Genomic DNA, 16,006 nt, shown 5'->3' on the forward strand with positions numbered 1-16,006 from the left:
CAGGCAAGCCAGCTCCCACACAAGCCAGCTCTCATGCGGCTTATCTTGGCCCGGAAACCACCAGCATCTGCCCCGGCTTGAGCGCCTGGCCAGTGCGTGGGTTCCAACGCTTGAGATGTTGCATCTCCACGTTGAAGCGCTTGGCGACGATGTACAGCGAGTCGCCTTTCTTGACCTTGTACTGCACCGGCTTCTTGCGACTGGCTACCGCGCGGCGGGTGTCCTGCATCACCAGGGTCTGGCCGACCTTGAGGGCCTGGCCGTTGAGCTGGTTCCAACGTTGCAGGTCATGCACATTGACTTTGTTGGCCTTGGCGATCAGCGTCAGGTTGTCACCCTTACGCACTTTGTAGCTGCGGGTACGCCCGGTAACCCGTGCGGTCTCAACTTCGTCGAACACCCGTTTTTTGGGGCGCATCGCCAGTAATTCTTCCGGCTTCATCGTCGAAAGGGTGCTGGTGAGCAGTTGCGCTTTGGAACTTGGCACCAGCAAATGCTGCGGGCCGTCCAAGGTAGTGCGTTGTTTCAGGGCCGGGTTGAGCTGGAACAATTCGTCTTCGTCGATCTCGGCCAGCGCGGCAACCCGTGACAGGTCCATGCTTTGCTTGACTTCAACCACTTTGAAGTACGGCGTGTTGGCAATCGGGTTAAGGTTGACGCCGTAGGCTTCCGGCGCCAGCACTACCTGGGACAGCGCCAGGAACTTGGGCACGTAGTCCTTGGTTTCCTGGGGCAGGGGCAAGTTCCAGTAGTCAGTCGGTAGGCCGAGTTTCTCGTTGCGCTCGATTGCCCGGCTCACCGTACCTTCGCCGGCGTTATAGGCAGCCAGGGCCAGCAACCAGTCACCGTTGAACATGTCGTGAAGGCGGGTCAGGTAGTCCAGGGCGGCGGTGGTGGAAGCGGTGATATCGCGGCGGCCATCGTAGGCGCGGGTCTGGCGCAGGTTGAAGTAGCGCCCGGTGGAGGGAATGAACTGCCACAGGCCGACCGCATTGCTGCGCGAGTAGGCCATTGGGTTATAGGCACTTTCAATCACTGGCAGCAGCGCCAGCTCCAGGGGCATGTTGCGTTCTTCAAGGCGTTCGACGATGTAATGGATGTAGAGGCTGCCGCGTTCGCCGGCGTTTTCCAGGAAGGAGGGGTTGCTGGCGAACCACAGGCGCTGTTGCTCGATGCGCGGGTTGACGCCTACGTCGTCCTGCAATTGAAAGCCACGTCGCATGCGTTCCCAGACGTCTTGTGGGACGTCGGGAGCCGGCTTCTCTGAAAGCCAGATGACGGGTTTCTGTTTGATCTTGGCGGTAAGGTTTGGCTTGGGTTGCACGGTGGGTTGTGCGGTGAAATTGTTTGATTGGCAGCCCGCCAGCGTGGCGGACACAGCCACCGCCACAGCTTGAGCCAGGCGGGTCAATGCGTCTGAATGGTTGGATTTACGAATAGATGACGACATTGGCTGGAAGTAAGTTCCGGGCAAAAATGTCGGGCGATTCTAGAAAGCGCATTGGTTCCGGTCAACCATTCAGAAATTACGTATCAGATTGTTTTCCGTTAGAACTTATCTTTCCAGGCCCTCAAGCTAGCAAACACCTCGGCCCCAGAGCGGTTGTCGCGCCCATTCCGTTCGTCCGCTTTTTGTTTAACGGATGTTTCAGAGGTGCGCAGAAAGGGATTGGTGCGCTTTTCCAGGGCCAGGTTGGAAGGCAGCGTGATCTCGCCGCGGGCCCGCAGTTGAAGGACGTTTTCCACGCGTTCGGCGATATCGGCGTTGTGGGGTTCCACCGCCTGGGCAAACTTGAGGTTACTTTGTGTGTATTCGTGGGTGCAGTACACCAAGGTATCGGCAGGCAGCGAGGCCAGACGCTCAAGAGAGGCGTACATCTGTTCCGGCGTGCCTTCGAACAGGCGCCCGCAACCGGCGGCGAACAGGGTGTCGCCACAAAACAGCACGCCTTGGTGATAAAAGGCGATATGGCCCAGCGTATGGCCAGGCACTGTATAAATGTCGAAGTCCCAGCCGAGCACCGTGATGCGGTCATTATCGTTTAACGCTACGTCCCGCGCCGGGATCATCTCGTTGGCCGGGCCGTAGACCTTGGCGTCGGTAGCACCTTTGAGTTGTTTGACACCGCCGACATGATCATGGTGATGATGGGTAATCAGGATGTCGCTGAGGGCCCAGCCAGGGTTTTGCTTGAGCCAGGCCTGTACGGGCGCGGCGTCGCCGGGGTCGACCACGGCGCAGCGCTGGGTGCGGGGGTCTTGTAACAACCAGATGTAGTTATCGGTGAAGGCGGGCAGGGCAGTGATCTGTATCATTCTTCGATTCGCCAAGCTGAACACATTGGTGCATCTTAGAACGTCTAGGCGAGTTGGAGAATGCAATGACTGATAAAGCGTTCGCCCAGGCCGATCCTGAGTGGCTGGCCCTGATCAGCGCAGCCCGTGAATGGCTGTCCGGACCCATCGGGCAATTTCTGCTGAACGAAGAACGGCGCATGCTCGAAGACGAGTTGGGCCGGTTCTTTGGCGGCTACCTGGTGCATTACGGGCCATCAGCTGAAACGCCACCCGCCGCGCCCCAAGTGCAACGCAATGTACGCTTGGGCGCACCGTTGCCGGGGGTTGAGATCGTGTGCGAGGAACAGGCCTGGCCGTTGAGCGAGCACGCCGCCGACGTGGTGGTGTTGCAACATGGGCTGGATTTCTGCCTGTCACCCCACGGTTTGTTACGCGAAGCGGCGAGCAGTGTGCGCCCAGGTGGCCATTTGCTGATAGTGGGCATCAACCCCTGGAGTAGTTGGGGGCTGCGCCATGTGTTTGCCCATGACGGCCTGCGCCAGGCGCGCTGCATCTCGCCGCAACGGGTGGGGGACTGGCTGAACCTGCTGGGCTTCGCGCTGGAGAAACGCCGCTTCGGGTGCTATCGTCCGCCGCTTGCTTCGACCAAGTGGCAAGGCCGCCTGGCTGGCTGGGAGCGGCGCGCAGGTGCCTGGCAACTGTCGGGCGGCGGCTTCTATTTATTGGTCGCACGCAAGATCGCGGTCGGGCTGCGGCCGGTGCGTCAGGTACGTCGCGAGCCTATCGGCAAGCTGCTGCCGATGCCGCTGGCCAAGGTCAACCGTGAGCAAATCGATACGTAACTTATTTTTTGAATTCAGACCGAGCAACCGATGACCGATAGCGTAGAACTCTTCACCGATGGCGCCTGCAAGGGCAACCCGGGCCCTGGCGGCTGGGGCGCATTGCTGGTGTGCAAGGGCGTGGAGAAGGAATTGTGGGGCGGTGAACCCAATACCACCAACAACCGCATGGAGCTGATGGGTGCCATTCGCGGCCTGGAAGAACTCAAGCGCCGCTGCAACGTGCTGCTGGTGACCGACTCGCAGTACGTAATGAAGGGCATCAACGAGTGGATGGTCAATTGGAAGAAGCGTGGTTGGAAGACCGCGGCCAAGGAGCCGGTTAAAAATGCTGACCTGTGGCAACTGCTCGATGAGCAATGCAATCGCCACGACATCACGTGGAAGTGGGTGCGTGGTCACATCGGCCACCCTGGCAACGAACGCGCCGACCAACTGGCCAACCGTGGCGTGGACGAAGTGCGCGGCTACAAGCAGAGCTGATGCCGGCTCACGTGTTAACATCGCGCCCTTTGATTCACACCACACCGTTGAGAGCTGAACCCTGATGGCCATCCGATCTGTTGTACTCGATACCGAAACCACCGGCATGCCGGTGACTGATGGCCACCGGATCATTGAAATCGGCTGTGTCGAACTGATGGGCCGCCGCCTCACCGGGCGTCACTTCCACGTCTACCTGCAACCAGACCGGGACAGTGACGAAGGCGCGATCGGCGTCCACGGCATCACTGACGAATTCCTCAAGGGCAAGCCGCGCTTTGCCGAAGTCGCCGATGAGTTTTTCGATTTCATCAATGGCGCCCAACTGATCATCCATAACGCAGCGTTCGACGTCGGCTTCATCAATAACGAGTTTGCCCTGATGGGGCAGACGGATCGCGCCGACATCTCCAGGCACTGCTCGATCCTCGACACCCTGATGATGGCCCGGGAGCGTCACCCGGGCCAACGCAACAGCCTCGATGCCTTGTGCAAACGTTATGGCGTCGATAACTCCGGCCGTGAACTCCACGGCGCCTTGCTCGACTCCGAGATCCTCGCCGACGTTTACCTGACCATGACCGGCGGGCAGACCAGCCTGTCCCTGGCCGGCAATGCGTCCGATGGAAATGGTTCGGCGGAAGGCTCGGGTAACCGCCCTTCGGAAATCCGCCGCCTGCCGGCGGATCGCAAGCCGACCCCGATTATCCGCGCCAGTGAGCAAGACCTGGCCGAGCATGCGGCGCGGTTGGAGGCAATTGCCAAGTCGGCGGGTGCGCCGGCGTTGTGGACCCAGCTGACCCAGCAATAACCCCCAAGACTGAACGCAGCCCACACTGGATCTCCATTGCTTTCAAAATCTTCATTCGCGTCATCGCCCCCAAGCTTCTACCCTTGAGTGCATAGCCGTCAGGACGCCATGCCCTTATGTACAAAGACCTGAAGTTTCCGATCCTCATCGTGCACCGCGATATCAAAGCCGACAGCGTCGCCGGTGACCGGGTCCGAGGCATCGCCCGGGAGTTGGAACAAGAGGGCTTCAGTATCTTTTCCGCCGTGGACTACGCCGAAGGCCGGCTGGTTGCTTCTACCCATCATGGCTTGGCCTGCATGCTGATTGCCGCCGAAGGTGCCGGTGAGAACACCCACCTGCTGCAAAACATGGTCGAACTGATCCGCCTGGCGCGGTTACGGGCGCCGAACCTGCCGATTTTTGCCCTAGGCGAGCAAGTCACCCTGGAAAACGCGCCGGCCGACGCCATGAGCGAACTCAACCAACTGCGCGGCATTCTGTACCTGTTCGAAGACACCGTCCCGTTTCTCGCCCGGCAAGTCGCCCGCGCGGCCCGCACTTACCTGGATGGCTTGTTGCCGCCGTTCTTCAAGGCGCTGGTGCAGCACACCGCCGACTCCAACTATTCCTGGCACACCCCCGGCCATGGCGGTGGCGTGGCCTATCGAAAAAGTCCGGTGGGGCAGGCGTTTCATCAGTTTTTTGGGGAAAACACCCTGCGTTCTGACCTGTCCGTCTCGGTGCCGGAACTGGGCTCGCTGCTGGATCACACCGGCCCCTTGGCTGAAGCGGAAGCCCGCGCTGCACACAATTTTGGCGCCGATCACACCTTCTTCGTGATCAACGGCACGTCCACCGCCAACAAGATTGTCTGGCATTCCATGGTCGGCCGCGATGACCTGGTGCTGGTGGACCGCAATTGCCACAAGTCGGTATTGCACTCGATCATCATGACCGGCGCGATCCCACTGTACCTGTGCCCGGAGCGCAACGAACTGGGGATTATCGGGCCGATTCCCCTGAGCGAATTCAACCCCGAGTCGATCCGCGCCAAGATCGACGCCAGCCCGCTTGCCCGTGGCCGAGTGCCGAAAGTGAAGATGGCGGTGGTCACCAATTCCACCTACGACGGCCTGTGTTACAACGCCGAGCTGATCAAGCAGCAATTGGGCAGCAGTGTCGAGGTGCTGCACTTTGACGAGGCCTGGTATGCCTATGCGGCGTTTCACGAGTTCTTTGCCGGGCGCTACGGCATGGGCACTTCGCGCACGCCGGACAGCCCGTTGGTGTTCACCACTCACTCCACCCACAAACTGCTTGCAGCCTTCAGCCAGGCCTCGATGATCCACGTGCAGGACGGCGGTGCGCGCCAGCTGGACCGTGATCGTTTCAACGAAGCGTTCATGATGCATATCTCAACCTCGCCGCAATACAGCATTATCGCTTCGTTGGACGTGGCCTCAGCGATGATGGAAGGCCCGGCCGGGCGCTCGCTGTTGCAGGAAATGTTCGACGAAGCCTTGAGTTTCCGCCGTGCCCTGGCCAACCTGCGCCAACACATTGCCGCCGAGGACTGGTGGTTCTCCATCTGGCAGCCGCCGTCGGTGGCGGGTATCGATCAGGTGGTTACCGACGATTGGCTGTTGCATCCTGAGGACGATTGGCATGGCTTTGGTGATGTGGCCGAGGACTACGTGCTGCTGGACCCGATAAAAGTGACACTGGTGATGCCCGGCCTAACCGCCGGGGGCGCTCTGAGCGACTGCGGCATTCCTGCTGCGGTGGTCAGCAAATTCCTGTGGGAGCGTGGCCTGGTAGTGGAAAAAACCGGGTTGTATTCCTTCCTCGTGCTGTTCTCCATGGGTATTACCAAAGGCAAATGGAGTACGCTGCTCACCGAATTGCTTGAGTTCAAGCGCAGTTACGATGCCAATGTCAGCCTCGCCAATTGTTTGCCATCGGTCTTCGCACAAGGGCCGGCGCGCTATCAGGGTCTGGGTTTGCGCGACCTGTGCGATCAATTGCACAGCTGTTACCGCCACAATGCCACCGCCAAACACCTCAAACGCATGTACACGGTGTTGCCGGAAATTGCGATGAAACCGGCCGACGCCTACGACCAATTGGTGAGAGGTGAAGTCGAAGCGGTATCGATTGACGCCTTGCCAGGGCGCATCGCAGCAGTAATGCTGGTGCCGTATCCACCTGGCATTCCATTGATTATGCCGGGCGAGCGGTTTACTGATTCGACGCGCTCGATCATCGACTACCTGGCCTTTGCCCGGACGTTCGATAGCAGTTTCCCCGGTTTTGTCGCCGATGTTCATGGGTTACAACACGAAGATGACGGCAGTGGTCGTTGTTACACCGTCGATTGCATCAAGGGTTAAGAATGTTTATGCAAGCTGTAATGAACCCGAAGTATCCGGGGCTCAGTGTACGGGTCGCTGATGAAGGTTTTGATGCCTACGTGTGGGGCAATGACTTCAGCTTTGAGGTCAGCGGCTATGGGCAGCCGCAGATGGGCACGCGGGTCGATCAATGGCCCGTGGAGCGCATCGTGCCGTACCGCAAGTGCTATGGCATCGATCCGGAGGAGTTCGCCAGTTTTCGCGATGCGCCCGACAGCGCGATCTTCATGGCCTACCTGGACGACCGTCCGGTGGGGCATATCGTGGTCAGTACCAATTGGAACGGCTATGCCCATGTCGATGAACTGGCGGTGGTGTTGCCCGCGCGGCGTCATGGGGTGGCCAAGGCATTGCTGGATGTGGCGCAGTTCTGGAGCCGCAAGAAAAACCTGCCCGGCTTGATGCTGGAAACCCAGAACAACAACCTCGGCGCCTGCCGTTTGTATGAACGTTGTGGTTACGTGATGGGGGGCATCGACCAGCTGCGCTATCGCGGCATCGATCCGCAAACCCGCGAAGTGGCGATCTTCTGGTATCGGTTATTCAAAAGCGAAGTCGAATAGGCTTAGCCCACCAACAGGCCTTCAGCCTTCTGCGTCACGATCTCCAGCAGTGCATTCAGCGCCGGGGAAGTCACGCCATCCTTGAGGGTCAGCGCATACAGGTTAACCATGATCGGCGGCGACACCGGGCACGCATCCAGCCCGGCTTCACGCGCGCCAAACGCGGTGAACGGGTCAACCACCGCCAAGCCTTCTCCCGCTTCCACCATGCTGCGCATCATCTGATAGGTCTGTACGCGCGTCTGCACCACAGGCAGCGGGCGCAAAGCTTGCAGCTTGGCGTCCAGCTGGCGGCTGAGCGGGTCCTGGCCCTCCAGGCCAATCATCGATTGCCCGGCCAGGTCCTGCAACGCGATGTACTTTTGCTTGGGCTTTAGCCAGCCACGGGGCGCGAGCAATTGCAGCTTGCCCTGGGCCAGTACGGTGCTGTGGATCTGTGGGTGTTCCGGGTCATGCAGGCTTAAACCGACGTCAGCCTCGTGCAGCAGCAGGCTCCTGACGATCTCCCGTGTCGTCTGGCTCGACAGGTTGCAAGGTGTGTCCTGGAAACGTCGGCGCAGCACCGCAATGCTGTGCGGCAACAGTTGGTTGGCCAGGGGCGGCGTGCACAGGGCACGGAGGGTCGGGGCGTGATGGTGTTTCAAGCGACTGGCCAGGCGTTGCACCGGCTCCAGCGCCTCATACACATGGGCGATTTCTGCCTGCAGCTCCAGCGTTTCCCGCGTCGCCTGCAATCGCCCGCGGATGCTGGCGAACAGCATAAAGCCCAGTTGCGCCTCGGCTTCCTTGAGCGCCGCGTCCACGTCGCCCACGGGGAGTTGCAGCCACTCGGCGGCCAAGCCGGGGTGTCCGGTCTGCAAGATGGCCTGAATCACTTCGATATGACGTAAACGCATCGCCGGAGTCTATGTGCAGCGCGCCGCGTATTCAATAGAATGGCTACGCTGATCATCAACGACCACAGCCGGCTACCGGCATTAACAACAAAAACAGGTCTGGTCTCAAATGCCTCTACCCTCGATATTCCTCGGGGTAACGGCCAAGCAACTGCTGGTTCTGGTGACCGTAGGGTGCGTGGCTGCTTATCTCTTCAATACCCACAGCGAAACCACGCCGGAAAAGCTGGCACTTGAAACGTTTATCCGTTCCCAGGAACAGGTGGCCGAACAGGTGGGGGCAGTCCTTGGCATTGAGTTGATCAGGCAGGTGGTCGCGCATCCCGGTTACAACTCGGCGGGTTACCAGCGTTCGATGTTTGCGGTGGAAGGCGAGCGTGGGCGGGTAGTGGTGACGTTGAAAGAGGTCGAGGGGGAGCAGGGCATTGAAGTCACGGAGATCCGCCGCCCGTGATCACCCCAGCCCAGTCAATGCCATCAATGGCCAGGACTGAGCAGGTGGATAGGGCGAGATCTTATGAAGCGAGGGTGGTTTGCGATTCGCGCACGAGAATGGTGCCCGACTGAATCAGCTTGAATTCGTCGCCTTCCAGTTTCTCTACACGGTCGCCAATGGCCAGCTTGTAGGTGGTGGTAGGTGCCGAGCCAGCCAGGTCGCCTTGCGCCGGGTTGGATTCCTGGAACTCATGCACCGAATACACGCGTCCTTCTGCGTCTCTGGCATGAAACTGTCCGACTAGTACTGCTGCCATCTGTTTAGAACCTCTGGAGATAAACACTCGATTTGCGGTTCTGTAGACCGTTATGGAGCGGGGTAGTTTACTTACGGAATAAAAATACTATTCGCTGATCTTTTTGGACGCTTCCTACACGTTGTAGGGCGATGCAAACGTCCGGGGGATGAGCAAAACCTTCTGGTGAACACGCCGCGAAGACTTTATAACTACACGTTCCTTTAGTCAGACGTCGAGAAACCCCAATGAGCAAGGTCTACACGGTAGCCGTCCTGGTTGGCAGCTTGAGAAAAGACTCGATTAACCGCAAGGTTGCCTTGGCATTGGCCGAACTGGCCCCTGTCAACCTTAGGTTGAACATTGTGGAAATTGGCGATTTGCCGCTCTACAACGAAGACATCGACGGCGCTGCACCGCCCGCAGCCTACAGCACTTTCCGCCAACAGGTGAGCTCATCCGACGCGGTGCTGTTCGTGACCCCGGAATACAACCGTTCCGTGCCCGCTCCGTTGAAGAATGCCATCGACGTGGGTTCCCGGCCGTACGGGCAGAGTGCCTGGAGTGGCAAGCCGGGTGCGATCATCAGCGTGTCGCCGGGGGCCATTGGTGGCTTTGGCGCCAATCATCATCTGCGCCAATCCCTGGTGTTCCTGGATGTGTGGTGCATGCAGCAGCCGGAGGCCTACTTGGGGGGGGCGGGGAGCGTGTTCGATGACGCAGGCAAGGTCTCGGAAAAGACCAAGCCGTTTCTGCAAGCGTTCATTGATGCCTACGGCAAGTGGGTGGAAAAACAGCACGCTTGATTTGGCAATGAGATCAGAATGTGGGAGCGGGCTTGCTCGCTCCCACATTGGGTTCAGCGTAGCCAGTTGGTGCGCGCCAGCTCGATCACTTCATCGCCACGCCCACTCATCACCGCCTTGAGCATATACAGGCTGAACCCCTTGGCCTGTTCCAGCTTGATCGTCGGCGGCATCACCAACTCCTGGGTCGCGGTGATCACGTCCACCAGCACCGGGCCGTCATGGGCCAAGGCGCGGCGCAGGGCCGGCTCCAGGTCCTCGGATTGTTCCACCCGAATGCCGAGGATGCCCATGGCATTGGACATGGCGGCGAAGTCCGGGTTTTTCAGCTCGGTGCCAGCATCCAGGTAACCCGATGCTTTCATTTCCATGGCGACAAACCCCAGCGACGAGTTATCGAACACGATGACTTTCACTGGCAGCTTCAACTGCGCCAGCGAGATGAAATCCCCCATCAACATGGCGAATCCACCGTCACCGGACATCGAGATCACCTGGCGATTCGGGAAGGCTGCCTGGGCACCAATGGCCTGGGGCATGGCATTGGCCATCGAACCGTGGTTGAACGAACCGATCAGGCGGCGTTTGCCGTTCATCTTCAAATAGCGTGCCGCCCAGACGGTGGGCGAGCCGACGTCGGCGGTGAAGATCGCATCATCATCAGCCAGCTCGCTGAGCAGGCGCGCCACGTACTGCGGGTGGATTGGTCGATCGGCTTTCGACGGTTGAGCAAGGTCGTCCAGCCCTTGGCGGGCCTTTTCGTAGTGCTTCAAGGACGCTTCGAGAAAGCTGCGATCGGTCTTGCGTGTCAGGCGCGGTAGCAACGCGCCAATGGTTTCACTGACGTCGGCGGCGATGCCCAAGTCCAGCGTGGCACGACGGCCCAGCGCCTGCGGGTTGCGGTCAACCTGGATGATCTTCGCGTCAGTCGGGTAGAACTGACGGTACGGAAAGTCGGTGCCGAGCATGATCAAGGTGTCGCAGTCGAGCATGGCGTGGTAACCGGAGCTGAAGCCGATCAGGCCGGTCATGCCCACGTCGAACGGATTGTCCCACTCCACGTGCTCCTTGCCGCGTAGCGCATGCACCACCGGAGCGCCGAGTGCGTCGGCCAGGGCGACCACTTGGTCATGTGCACCGGCACAGCCGCTGCCGCAGAGTAGGGTGGTTTTATGGCTGCTTTCAAGAATTTCGGTAAGGCGTTGTAGGTCTTGTTCAGCTGGCAAGGTGCGCGGCGCGTGCAGAGCGGGCCAGGGCTTGAGCTTGTCTTCCACTTCCAGCAGCGAGACGTCGCCCGGAATCACCACCACCGCGACGCCGCGATTGAGGATCGCCGAGCGCATGGCGCGGTGCAGCACATGGGGCATCTGCTCGGGGTTGGTCACCAGCTCGATGAAGTAGCTGCATTCCTTGAACAGTTCCTGAGGATGGGTTTCCTGGAAGTAGTTAAGGCCGATCTCCGAAGACGGAATCTGCGCGGCAATCGCCAGTACCGGCACATGGTTGCGATGGCAGTCAAACAGGCCATTGATCAAGTGCAGGTTGCCCGGCCCGCAGCTGCCGGCGCAGACCGTCAGCTCACCCGTGGCCGCGGCTTCGGCACCGGCGGCGAACGCGGCCACTTCTTCGTGGCGCACGTGCATCCACTCGATGCTGTCCATGCTGCGCAGGGCGTCGGTGAGGCCGTTGAGGCTGTCGCCGGTCAGGCCCCAGATGCGCTTGACGCCCGCCTGTTCAAGGGTGCTCGCCAATTGCTGGGCCAGGTTGATTTTCGCCATGGAGAACTCCAATCGTCAGTGAGGTTAAAAACTGCTGATCAATAGGGGACAGTTCGATCACGGCGAATGCTCCGCCTTTAATGTGAAGATTGCGTCAGAGAGGGGCTTCACCGCCGGCCCCCTGTGGGAGCCGTCGAGCTTCAGCGAGGGCGCGATAGCGGTGGGGCAGGCGATGATTATGTTGGCAGTGCCGGCCTTTTCGCAGCCTCGCTAAAGCTCGACAGCTCCCACCTTTGATCTGCGTTGCTGATAGGAATGGTGTCCGTAAGGAATGCCTGGGAGCCGAGATTCAGCCGCCACCGCCGATCCCCTGTGTGAGCCGTCGAGCTTTAGCGAGGCCGCGATAGCGGTGGGGCAGGCGGCGAGTGGATTCGCTGATGAACCATAAAAAAGCCCTGGCATGCCAGGGCTTCTTCTTTCGCTAAGACTCAGCGACGACGAAACAACGGCAACGGTTCATCCGTTGCAGCCTGGTACGTCACGGAGAAGTCCTTGAGGCTTTCCAGCGCTTCGTACGGGTCTTTGTCGGCGCGCAGGGCGAAGGCATCGAACCCGCAGCGGCGCAGGTAGAACAACTGGTCGCGCAGTACGTCGCCAATGGCGCGCAACTCGCCCTTGTAACCGTAACGGTCACGCAACAGGCGCGCGTTGGAGTAGTTGCGACCGTCGGTGAAGGCCGGGAAGTTCAGGGCGATGACTTGGAAGTGTTCCACGTCGTCGCCGATCTCTTCGGCTTCTTCATCGGCGTCCAGCCACACACCCAGGCCGCCGTCGCGGGCCTTTAGGGCGTGGCCGTGTTCGCGCCACAGCGCCAACGGCACGATCAGGTCGTCGCAATTGGAGATGCCGTCGAAGCTCGCGTCCTTGGGCAGCAGGTGCCAGGTTTCGTCGAGGACTTCGTTGTTCTTAATGATTCGCTGCATAGACGCGCTCCTTGAACAGGTCAATGCCGATGCGCTGGTAGGTGTCGATAAAACGCTCATCTTCGGTGCGCTGTTCGATGTACACATCGATCAGTTTGCCGATCACCTCGGGCATGGCTTCCTGGGCGAAAGACGGGCCGAGGATCTTGCCCAGGCTCGCATCGCGGCTGGCGCTGCCACCCAGGGACACTTGGTAGAATTCTTCGCCTTTCTTGTCCACGCCCAGGATGCCGATGTGGCCGACGTGGTGGTGACCACAGGCGTTCATGCAACCGGAGATGTTCAGGTCCAGCTCGCCGATGTCGAACAGGTAGTCCAGGTCTTCGAAACGACGCTGGATCGATTCGGCAATCGGGATCGACTTGGCGTTGGCCAGGGAGCAGAAATCGCCACCCGGGCAGCAGATGATGTCGGTCAGCAGGCCGATGTTCGGTGTGGCGAAACCGCCTTCGCGCAGCTCGCCCCACAGGATAAACAATTGGCTCTGCTCAACGTCCGCGAGAATGATGTTCTGCTCGTGGGAGGTGCGCAGTTGGCCAAAGCTGTAGCGCTCGGCCAGGTCGGCGACGGCGTCCAGCTGCTTGTCGGTGATATCGCCCGGAGCAACGCCGGTAGGTTTCAGCGACAGGGTCACCGCGACATAACCCGGCTTCTTGTGCGCCAGGGTGTTGCGGGTACGCCAACGGGCGAAACCTGGGTGCTGCTGGTCGAGTGCCGCGAGCTCGGCGTCCTGATTGGTCAGGGCCTTGTACTCGGGATCAACGAAGTGTTTGGCCACGCGGTGCACTTCGGCTTCGGTCAGTGTGGTCTGGCCGCCGCGCAGGTGTTCCATTTCAGCGTCGACTTTCTGGGCAAACACCTCAGGGGTCAGCGCCTTGACCAGGATCTTGATCCGGGCCTTGTATTTGTTGTCACGACGGCCATAGCGGTTGTAGACCCGCAGGATCGCGTCGAGGTAGCTCAACAGGTCCTGCCACGGCAGGAACTCGTTGATGAAGGCGCCGACTACCGGGGTCCGGCCAAGGCCACCACCCACCAGTACGCGGAAGCCCAGTTCGCCGGCTGCGTTGTGCACTGGCTCCAGGCCGATATCGTGCACTTCGATGGCCGCGCGGTCCGAGGTCGAGCCATTGATGGCGATCTTGAACTTGCGTGGCAAGTAGGCGAATTCCGGGTGGAAGGTGGTCCACTGACGGACGATTTCGCACCAAGGGCGTGGATCGATCAGTTCGTCAGCGGCCACGCCGGCGAATTGGTCGGTGGTCACGTTACGCAGGCAGTTACCGCTGGTCTGAATCGCGTGCATTTGCACGGTCGCCAATTCAGCCAGGATGTCCGGCACATCTTCCAGTGCCGGCCAGTTGAACTGGACGTTCTGGCGGGTGCTGATGTGGGCGTAGCCTTTGTCGAAGTCGCGGGCAATCTTGGCCATCATGCGCGTCTGACGTGACGTCAGTTGGCCATAGGGCACGGCCACCCTCAGCATCGGCGCAAAGCGCTGCACATAAAGGCCATTTTGCAGGCGCAGAGGGCGGAACTCTTCTTCGCTCAGTTCACCTGCTAAGTAGCGTCGGGTCTGATCACGGAACTGCTTGACGCGGTCCTCGATGATGCGCTGATCGTATTCGTCGTATACGTACATATAGGTCCTGTTCTCGGCAAATCTGCGCGCACGGCCGCGCACTCCCAACGGAGCCGGGGCACGATACCAGTTTGCGTTTATGCGCAAAAGTGATGTTTGAGTATATGCAAATAACCAAATCGCCTAATTAGAGCCATTATTGCGATACCCACATTTGTCATACGGGCAATCGTCAACTTTACTGTGAGCGTGTTTAGGGGGCGTTCTCATCGATTTTCCCCGCCAGCGGGGAAAATCGATAAGAACGCCCCCTAGCAATCACCTATAAAACCGATAAGAGGCGATGCGATGAGCAATCCTACAAAAGCCCGTAAACCCGACAGTACCGTTGATGCCTGGGCCATTCTGTTTTTGATCATACTGGTGGTGGGAACTGCCGTATTCTGGGTGAGCCACCAGTAAACGTCCTCGGGTGACTGTCGCATTGCCACTATCATGGCGGTCAATATTCAAGGTTTGATAACCATGTTGAAGGTGTTGATTGCGTGTGTCTGGTTGCTGGGGTCGGCGTATGGGGCAACGGCCCATGCCACGTCGGTGGTGTTTCTCAACCCGGGCATGTCGACGGAAACCTTCTGGGTCAGCTACGCGCAATTCATGCAGGCCGGTGCCAAGGACCTCGGCCTGCATTTACGCGTGCGCTATTCCGAGCGCGATACCCAAAACACCCTGATCCAGGCCCGTGAGGCGCTGCAAGGCAGCGAGCGGCCGGATTACCTGGTGCTGGTGAATGAACAATACGTTGCCCCACAGATTCTGCGCATGGCCCAGGGCAGGGGGGTCAAGCTGCTGATCGTGAATAACGCGCTGACTGCCGACCAAGTGCAAATGCTCGGCCACGACGTCGATTGGCTCGGCAGCATCGTTCCCGACGACGAGCAGGCCGGGTACCTGATGTTCAGCGATCTACTGCGCCAGCACGGCCCTGTCGCGCCTGGCGAGCGCATTGATTTGTTGGCCTTCTCCGGCGTCAAGAACACCCCGGCCGCGCAGTTGCGTGAACAGGGCCTGCATCGCGCCCTGGCCGAGCACCCCGAGGTGCGGCTGCGCCAGTTGGTCTATGGCGAATGGAGCCGTCAGCGCGCGTTCGAGCAAGCCACGCAACTGTTCAAGCGCTACCCGAAGACGGCGCTGGTGTGGTCGGCCAACGATGAGATGGCACTGGGTGCGATGCAGGCGCTGCAGGGCAGCGGGCAAATGCCGGGCAAGCACGTGTTGTTCAGTGCGGCCAACAGTTCACCGCAGATCTTGCAGGCGCGGTTGGACGGTCGACTGAGTACGCTGGTCGCCGGGCATTTCACCCTGGGCGGGTGGGCGATGGTGTTGATTCATGATGATGCCAAGGGTGTGGACATTGGCACCTTCGGCGGACGTGATCGCCAGGAAGCGTTATTCCAGCTGATTGACGCCGCCCAGGCGCAGCGCTTACTGGGCGCTACTGCGCGCGTTGACTTTCGTGCGCTGTCTGCCGTCGGCAAGCCGGCGTCCTACCGTTATCCCTTCAGCTTGCAACTGCTGCTGCGCTAGACCCCGGCCAGGAGCAGCACCAGCTTGACGATGCCGAACAACGCCAAGGCAAACACCGCTGTGAACAGAATGCCCAGCAGCACAAAGTGGCTGGGCTTGCCGTGGGTAAAGTCGCGGGCGCGGTTCTTGCCACTCTGCACGCCAAAGGCGGCCGCCAAGACGCTGTGCAGCATCTGCCAGAAAGTAGGGGGCTTGTTGTTGACTGGATCGTCCATAAATCCCTCGACACAAGGTGTGTGAGGGACAGCATAGCTGACGATGTTTTGATCTGTAGTGAACGGGCTTGCCCCGCGCGGGGAAAGCCCGCTCACTA

General features: G+C 59.8%; 16 protein-coding genes. 8 read left to right on the forward strand and 8 right to left on the reverse strand.

The annotated features are described in order from the left end of the window. Window positions 1–40 precede the first annotated feature (40 nt). Complete coding sequence (locus AACY36_RS21775; RefSeq protein WP_339418326.1) at window positions 41–1,450, reverse strand: transglycosylase SLT domain-containing protein; 1,410 nt, start codon at window positions 1,448–1,450, stop codon at window positions 41–43. 98 nt (window positions 1,451–1,548) lie between these two features. Then, entirely contained in the window at window positions 1,549–2,316 is a 768-nt protein-coding gene (gene gloB / locus AACY36_RS21780; protein ID WP_339497558.1) for a hydroxyacylglutathione hydrolase, read from the reverse strand. A 65-nt stretch (window positions 2,317–2,381) separates the two neighbouring features. Between gloB and AACY36_RS21785 the strand changes: the two genes are divergently transcribed. The 5 genes from AACY36_RS21785 to AACY36_RS21805 all read left to right on the forward strand — a co-directional run bounded on the left by AACY36_RS21785 (window position 2,382) and on the right by AACY36_RS21805 (window position 7,390). Continuing rightward, on the forward strand, window positions 2,382–3,140 hold the full coding sequence (locus AACY36_RS21785; RefSeq protein ID WP_339418328.1) for a class I SAM-dependent methyltransferase: 759 nt from the start codon (window positions 2,382–2,384) through the stop codon (window positions 3,138–3,140). 30 nt (window positions 3,141–3,170) lie between these two features. Continuing rightward, complete coding sequence (rnhA, locus tag AACY36_RS21790; RefSeq protein ID WP_010210917.1) at window positions 3,171–3,623, forward strand: ribonuclease HI; 453 nt, start codon at window positions 3,171–3,173, stop codon at window positions 3,621–3,623. Between the two features lie 70 nt (window positions 3,624–3,693). Next, on the forward strand, window positions 3,694–4,434 hold the full coding sequence (gene dnaQ / locus AACY36_RS21795; RefSeq protein WP_339418505.1) for a DNA polymerase III subunit epsilon: 741 nt from the start codon (window positions 3,694–3,696) through the stop codon (window positions 4,432–4,434). A gap of 116 nt (window positions 4,435–4,550) precedes the next feature. After that, window positions 4,551–6,806: an Orn/Lys/Arg decarboxylase N-terminal domain-containing protein gene (locus AACY36_RS21800; RefSeq protein WP_339428041.1), complete on the forward strand. Its 2,256-nt coding sequence runs from the start codon at window positions 4,551–4,553 to the stop codon at window positions 6,804–6,806. A gap of 8 nt (window positions 6,807–6,814) precedes the next feature. Continuing rightward, a complete protein-coding gene (locus AACY36_RS21805; RefSeq protein WP_339428040.1) occupies window positions 6,815–7,390 on the forward strand; it encodes a GNAT family N-acetyltransferase in 576 nt (191 codons plus the stop codon). Window positions 7,391–7,392: 2 nt separating this feature from the next. Here the strand turns inward: AACY36_RS21805 and AACY36_RS21810 are convergent, their stop codons facing one another. Continuing rightward, window positions 7,393–8,286 (reverse strand): LysR substrate-binding domain-containing protein, encoded by an 894-nt coding sequence (locus AACY36_RS21810; RefSeq protein ID WP_339428039.1) that lies wholly within the window; start codon window positions 8,284–8,286, stop codon window positions 7,393–7,395. Window positions 8,287–8,395: 109 nt separating this feature from the next. Between AACY36_RS21810 and AACY36_RS21815 the strand changes: the two genes are divergently transcribed. After that, a complete protein-coding gene (locus AACY36_RS21815; RefSeq protein ID WP_339418333.1) occupies window positions 8,396–8,740 on the forward strand; it encodes a hypothetical protein in 345 nt (114 codons plus the stop codon). 61 nt (window positions 8,741–8,801) lie between these two features. On the opposite strand, the gene AACY36_RS21820 is transcribed toward AACY36_RS21815, so the two are convergent. After that, window positions 8,802–9,038 carry a hypothetical protein gene (locus tag AACY36_RS21820; protein WP_016979714.1) on the reverse strand — a complete coding sequence of 79 codons (237 nt, stop codon included), beginning with the start codon at window positions 9,036–9,038 and terminating at the stop codon, window positions 8,802–8,804. 227 nt (window positions 9,039–9,265) lie between these two features. Between AACY36_RS21820 and AACY36_RS21825 the strand changes: the two genes are divergently transcribed. Continuing rightward, window positions 9,266–9,823 (forward strand): NADPH-dependent FMN reductase, encoded by a 558-nt coding sequence (locus AACY36_RS21825; protein ID WP_339418334.1) that lies wholly within the window; start codon window positions 9,266–9,268, stop codon window positions 9,821–9,823. Between the two features lie 53 nt (window positions 9,824–9,876). Here the strand turns inward: AACY36_RS21825 and poxB are convergent, their stop codons facing one another. The 3 genes from poxB to AACY36_RS21840 form a co-directional block, all read right to left on the reverse strand. Beyond that, window positions 9,877–11,601, reverse strand: coding sequence for a ubiquinone-dependent pyruvate dehydrogenase (gene poxB, locus AACY36_RS21830; RefSeq protein WP_339418335.1), 1,725 nt, complete (start codon window positions 11,599–11,601; stop codon window positions 9,877–9,879). Between the two features lie 428 nt (window positions 11,602–12,029). After that, window positions 12,030–12,524, reverse strand: coding sequence for a DUF934 domain-containing protein (locus AACY36_RS21835; protein ID WP_048727764.1), 495 nt, complete (start codon window positions 12,522–12,524; stop codon window positions 12,030–12,032). Beyond that, a complete protein-coding gene (locus AACY36_RS21840; RefSeq protein ID WP_339418337.1) occupies window positions 12,508–14,166 on the reverse strand; it encodes a nitrite/sulfite reductase in 1,659 nt (552 codons plus the stop codon). Before AACY36_RS21840 ends, AACY36_RS21835 begins: the two co-directional genes overlap by 17 nt. Window positions 14,167–14,631: 465 nt before the next feature. Between AACY36_RS21840 and AACY36_RS21845 the strand changes: the two genes are divergently transcribed. Beyond that, window positions 14,632–15,693, forward strand: coding sequence for an ABC transporter substrate-binding protein (locus tag AACY36_RS21845; protein ID WP_339418338.1), 1,062 nt, complete (start codon window positions 14,632–14,634; stop codon window positions 15,691–15,693). Here the strand turns inward: AACY36_RS21845 and AACY36_RS21850 are convergent. Then, on the reverse strand, window positions 15,690–15,908 hold the full coding sequence (locus tag AACY36_RS21850; RefSeq protein ID WP_339418339.1) for a DUF2970 domain-containing protein: 219 nt from the start codon (window positions 15,906–15,908) through the stop codon (window positions 15,690–15,692). The genes AACY36_RS21845 and AACY36_RS21850 overlap by 4 nt on opposite strands. Window positions 15,909–16,006 lie beyond the last annotated feature (98 nt).

The sequence above is a fragment of the Pseudomonas sp. EA_15y_Pfl1_P101 genome (genome assembly GCF_963970835.1).
Lineage (GTDB): Bacteria > Pseudomonadota > Gammaproteobacteria > Pseudomonadales > Pseudomonadaceae > Aquipseudomonas > Aquipseudomonas tritici.

Excerpts from the sequence above, each read along its gene's own strand:
- AACY36_RS21775 (WP_339418326.1), bottom strand. The coding sequence starts at position 1,450 with ATGTCGTCATCTATTCGTAAATCCAACCATTCAGACGCATTGACCCGC.
- gloB (WP_339497558.1), bottom strand. The coding sequence starts at position 2,316 with ATGATACAGATCACTGCCCTGCCCGCCTTCACCGATAACTACATCTGG.
- AACY36_RS21785 (WP_339418328.1), top strand. The coding sequence starts at position 2,382 with ATGACTGATAAAGCGTTCGCCCAGGCCGATCCTGAGTGGCTGGCCCTG.
- rnhA (WP_010210917.1), top strand. The coding sequence starts at position 3,171 with ATGACCGATAGCGTAGAACTCTTCACCGATGGCGCCTGCAAGGGCAAC.
- AACY36_RS21800 (WP_339428041.1), top strand. The coding sequence starts at position 4,551 with ATGTACAAAGACCTGAAGTTTCCGATCCTCATCGTGCACCGCGATATC.
- AACY36_RS21805 (WP_339428040.1), top strand. The coding sequence starts at position 6,815 with ATGCAAGCTGTAATGAACCCGAAGTATCCGGGGCTCAGTGTACGGGTC.
- AACY36_RS21810 (WP_339428039.1), bottom strand. The coding sequence starts at position 8,286 with ATGCGTTTACGTCATATCGAAGTGATTCAGGCCATCTTGCAGACCGGA.
- AACY36_RS21815 (WP_339418333.1), top strand. The coding sequence starts at position 8,396 with ATGCCTCTACCCTCGATATTCCTCGGGGTAACGGCCAAGCAACTGCTG.
- AACY36_RS21820 (WP_016979714.1), bottom strand. The coding sequence starts at position 9,038 with ATGGCAGCAGTACTAGTCGGACAGTTTCATGCCAGAGACGCAGAAGGA.
- AACY36_RS21825 (WP_339418334.1), top strand. The coding sequence starts at position 9,266 with ATGAGCAAGGTCTACACGGTAGCCGTCCTGGTTGGCAGCTTGAGAAAA.
- poxB (WP_339418335.1), bottom strand. The coding sequence starts at position 11,601 with ATGGCGAAAATCAACCTGGCCCAGCAATTGGCGAGCACCCTTGAACAG.
- AACY36_RS21835 (WP_048727764.1), bottom strand. The coding sequence starts at position 12,524 with ATGCAGCGAATCATTAAGAACAACGAAGTCCTCGACGAAACCTGGCAC.
- AACY36_RS21840 (WP_339418337.1), bottom strand. The coding sequence starts at position 14,166 with ATGTACGTATACGACGAATACGATCAGCGCATCATCGAGGACCGCGTC.
- AACY36_RS21845 (WP_339418338.1), top strand. The coding sequence starts at position 14,632 with ATGTTGAAGGTGTTGATTGCGTGTGTCTGGTTGCTGGGGTCGGCGTAT.
- AACY36_RS21850 (WP_339418339.1), bottom strand. The coding sequence starts at position 15,908 with ATGGACGATCCAGTCAACAACAAGCCCCCTACTTTCTGGCAGATGCTG.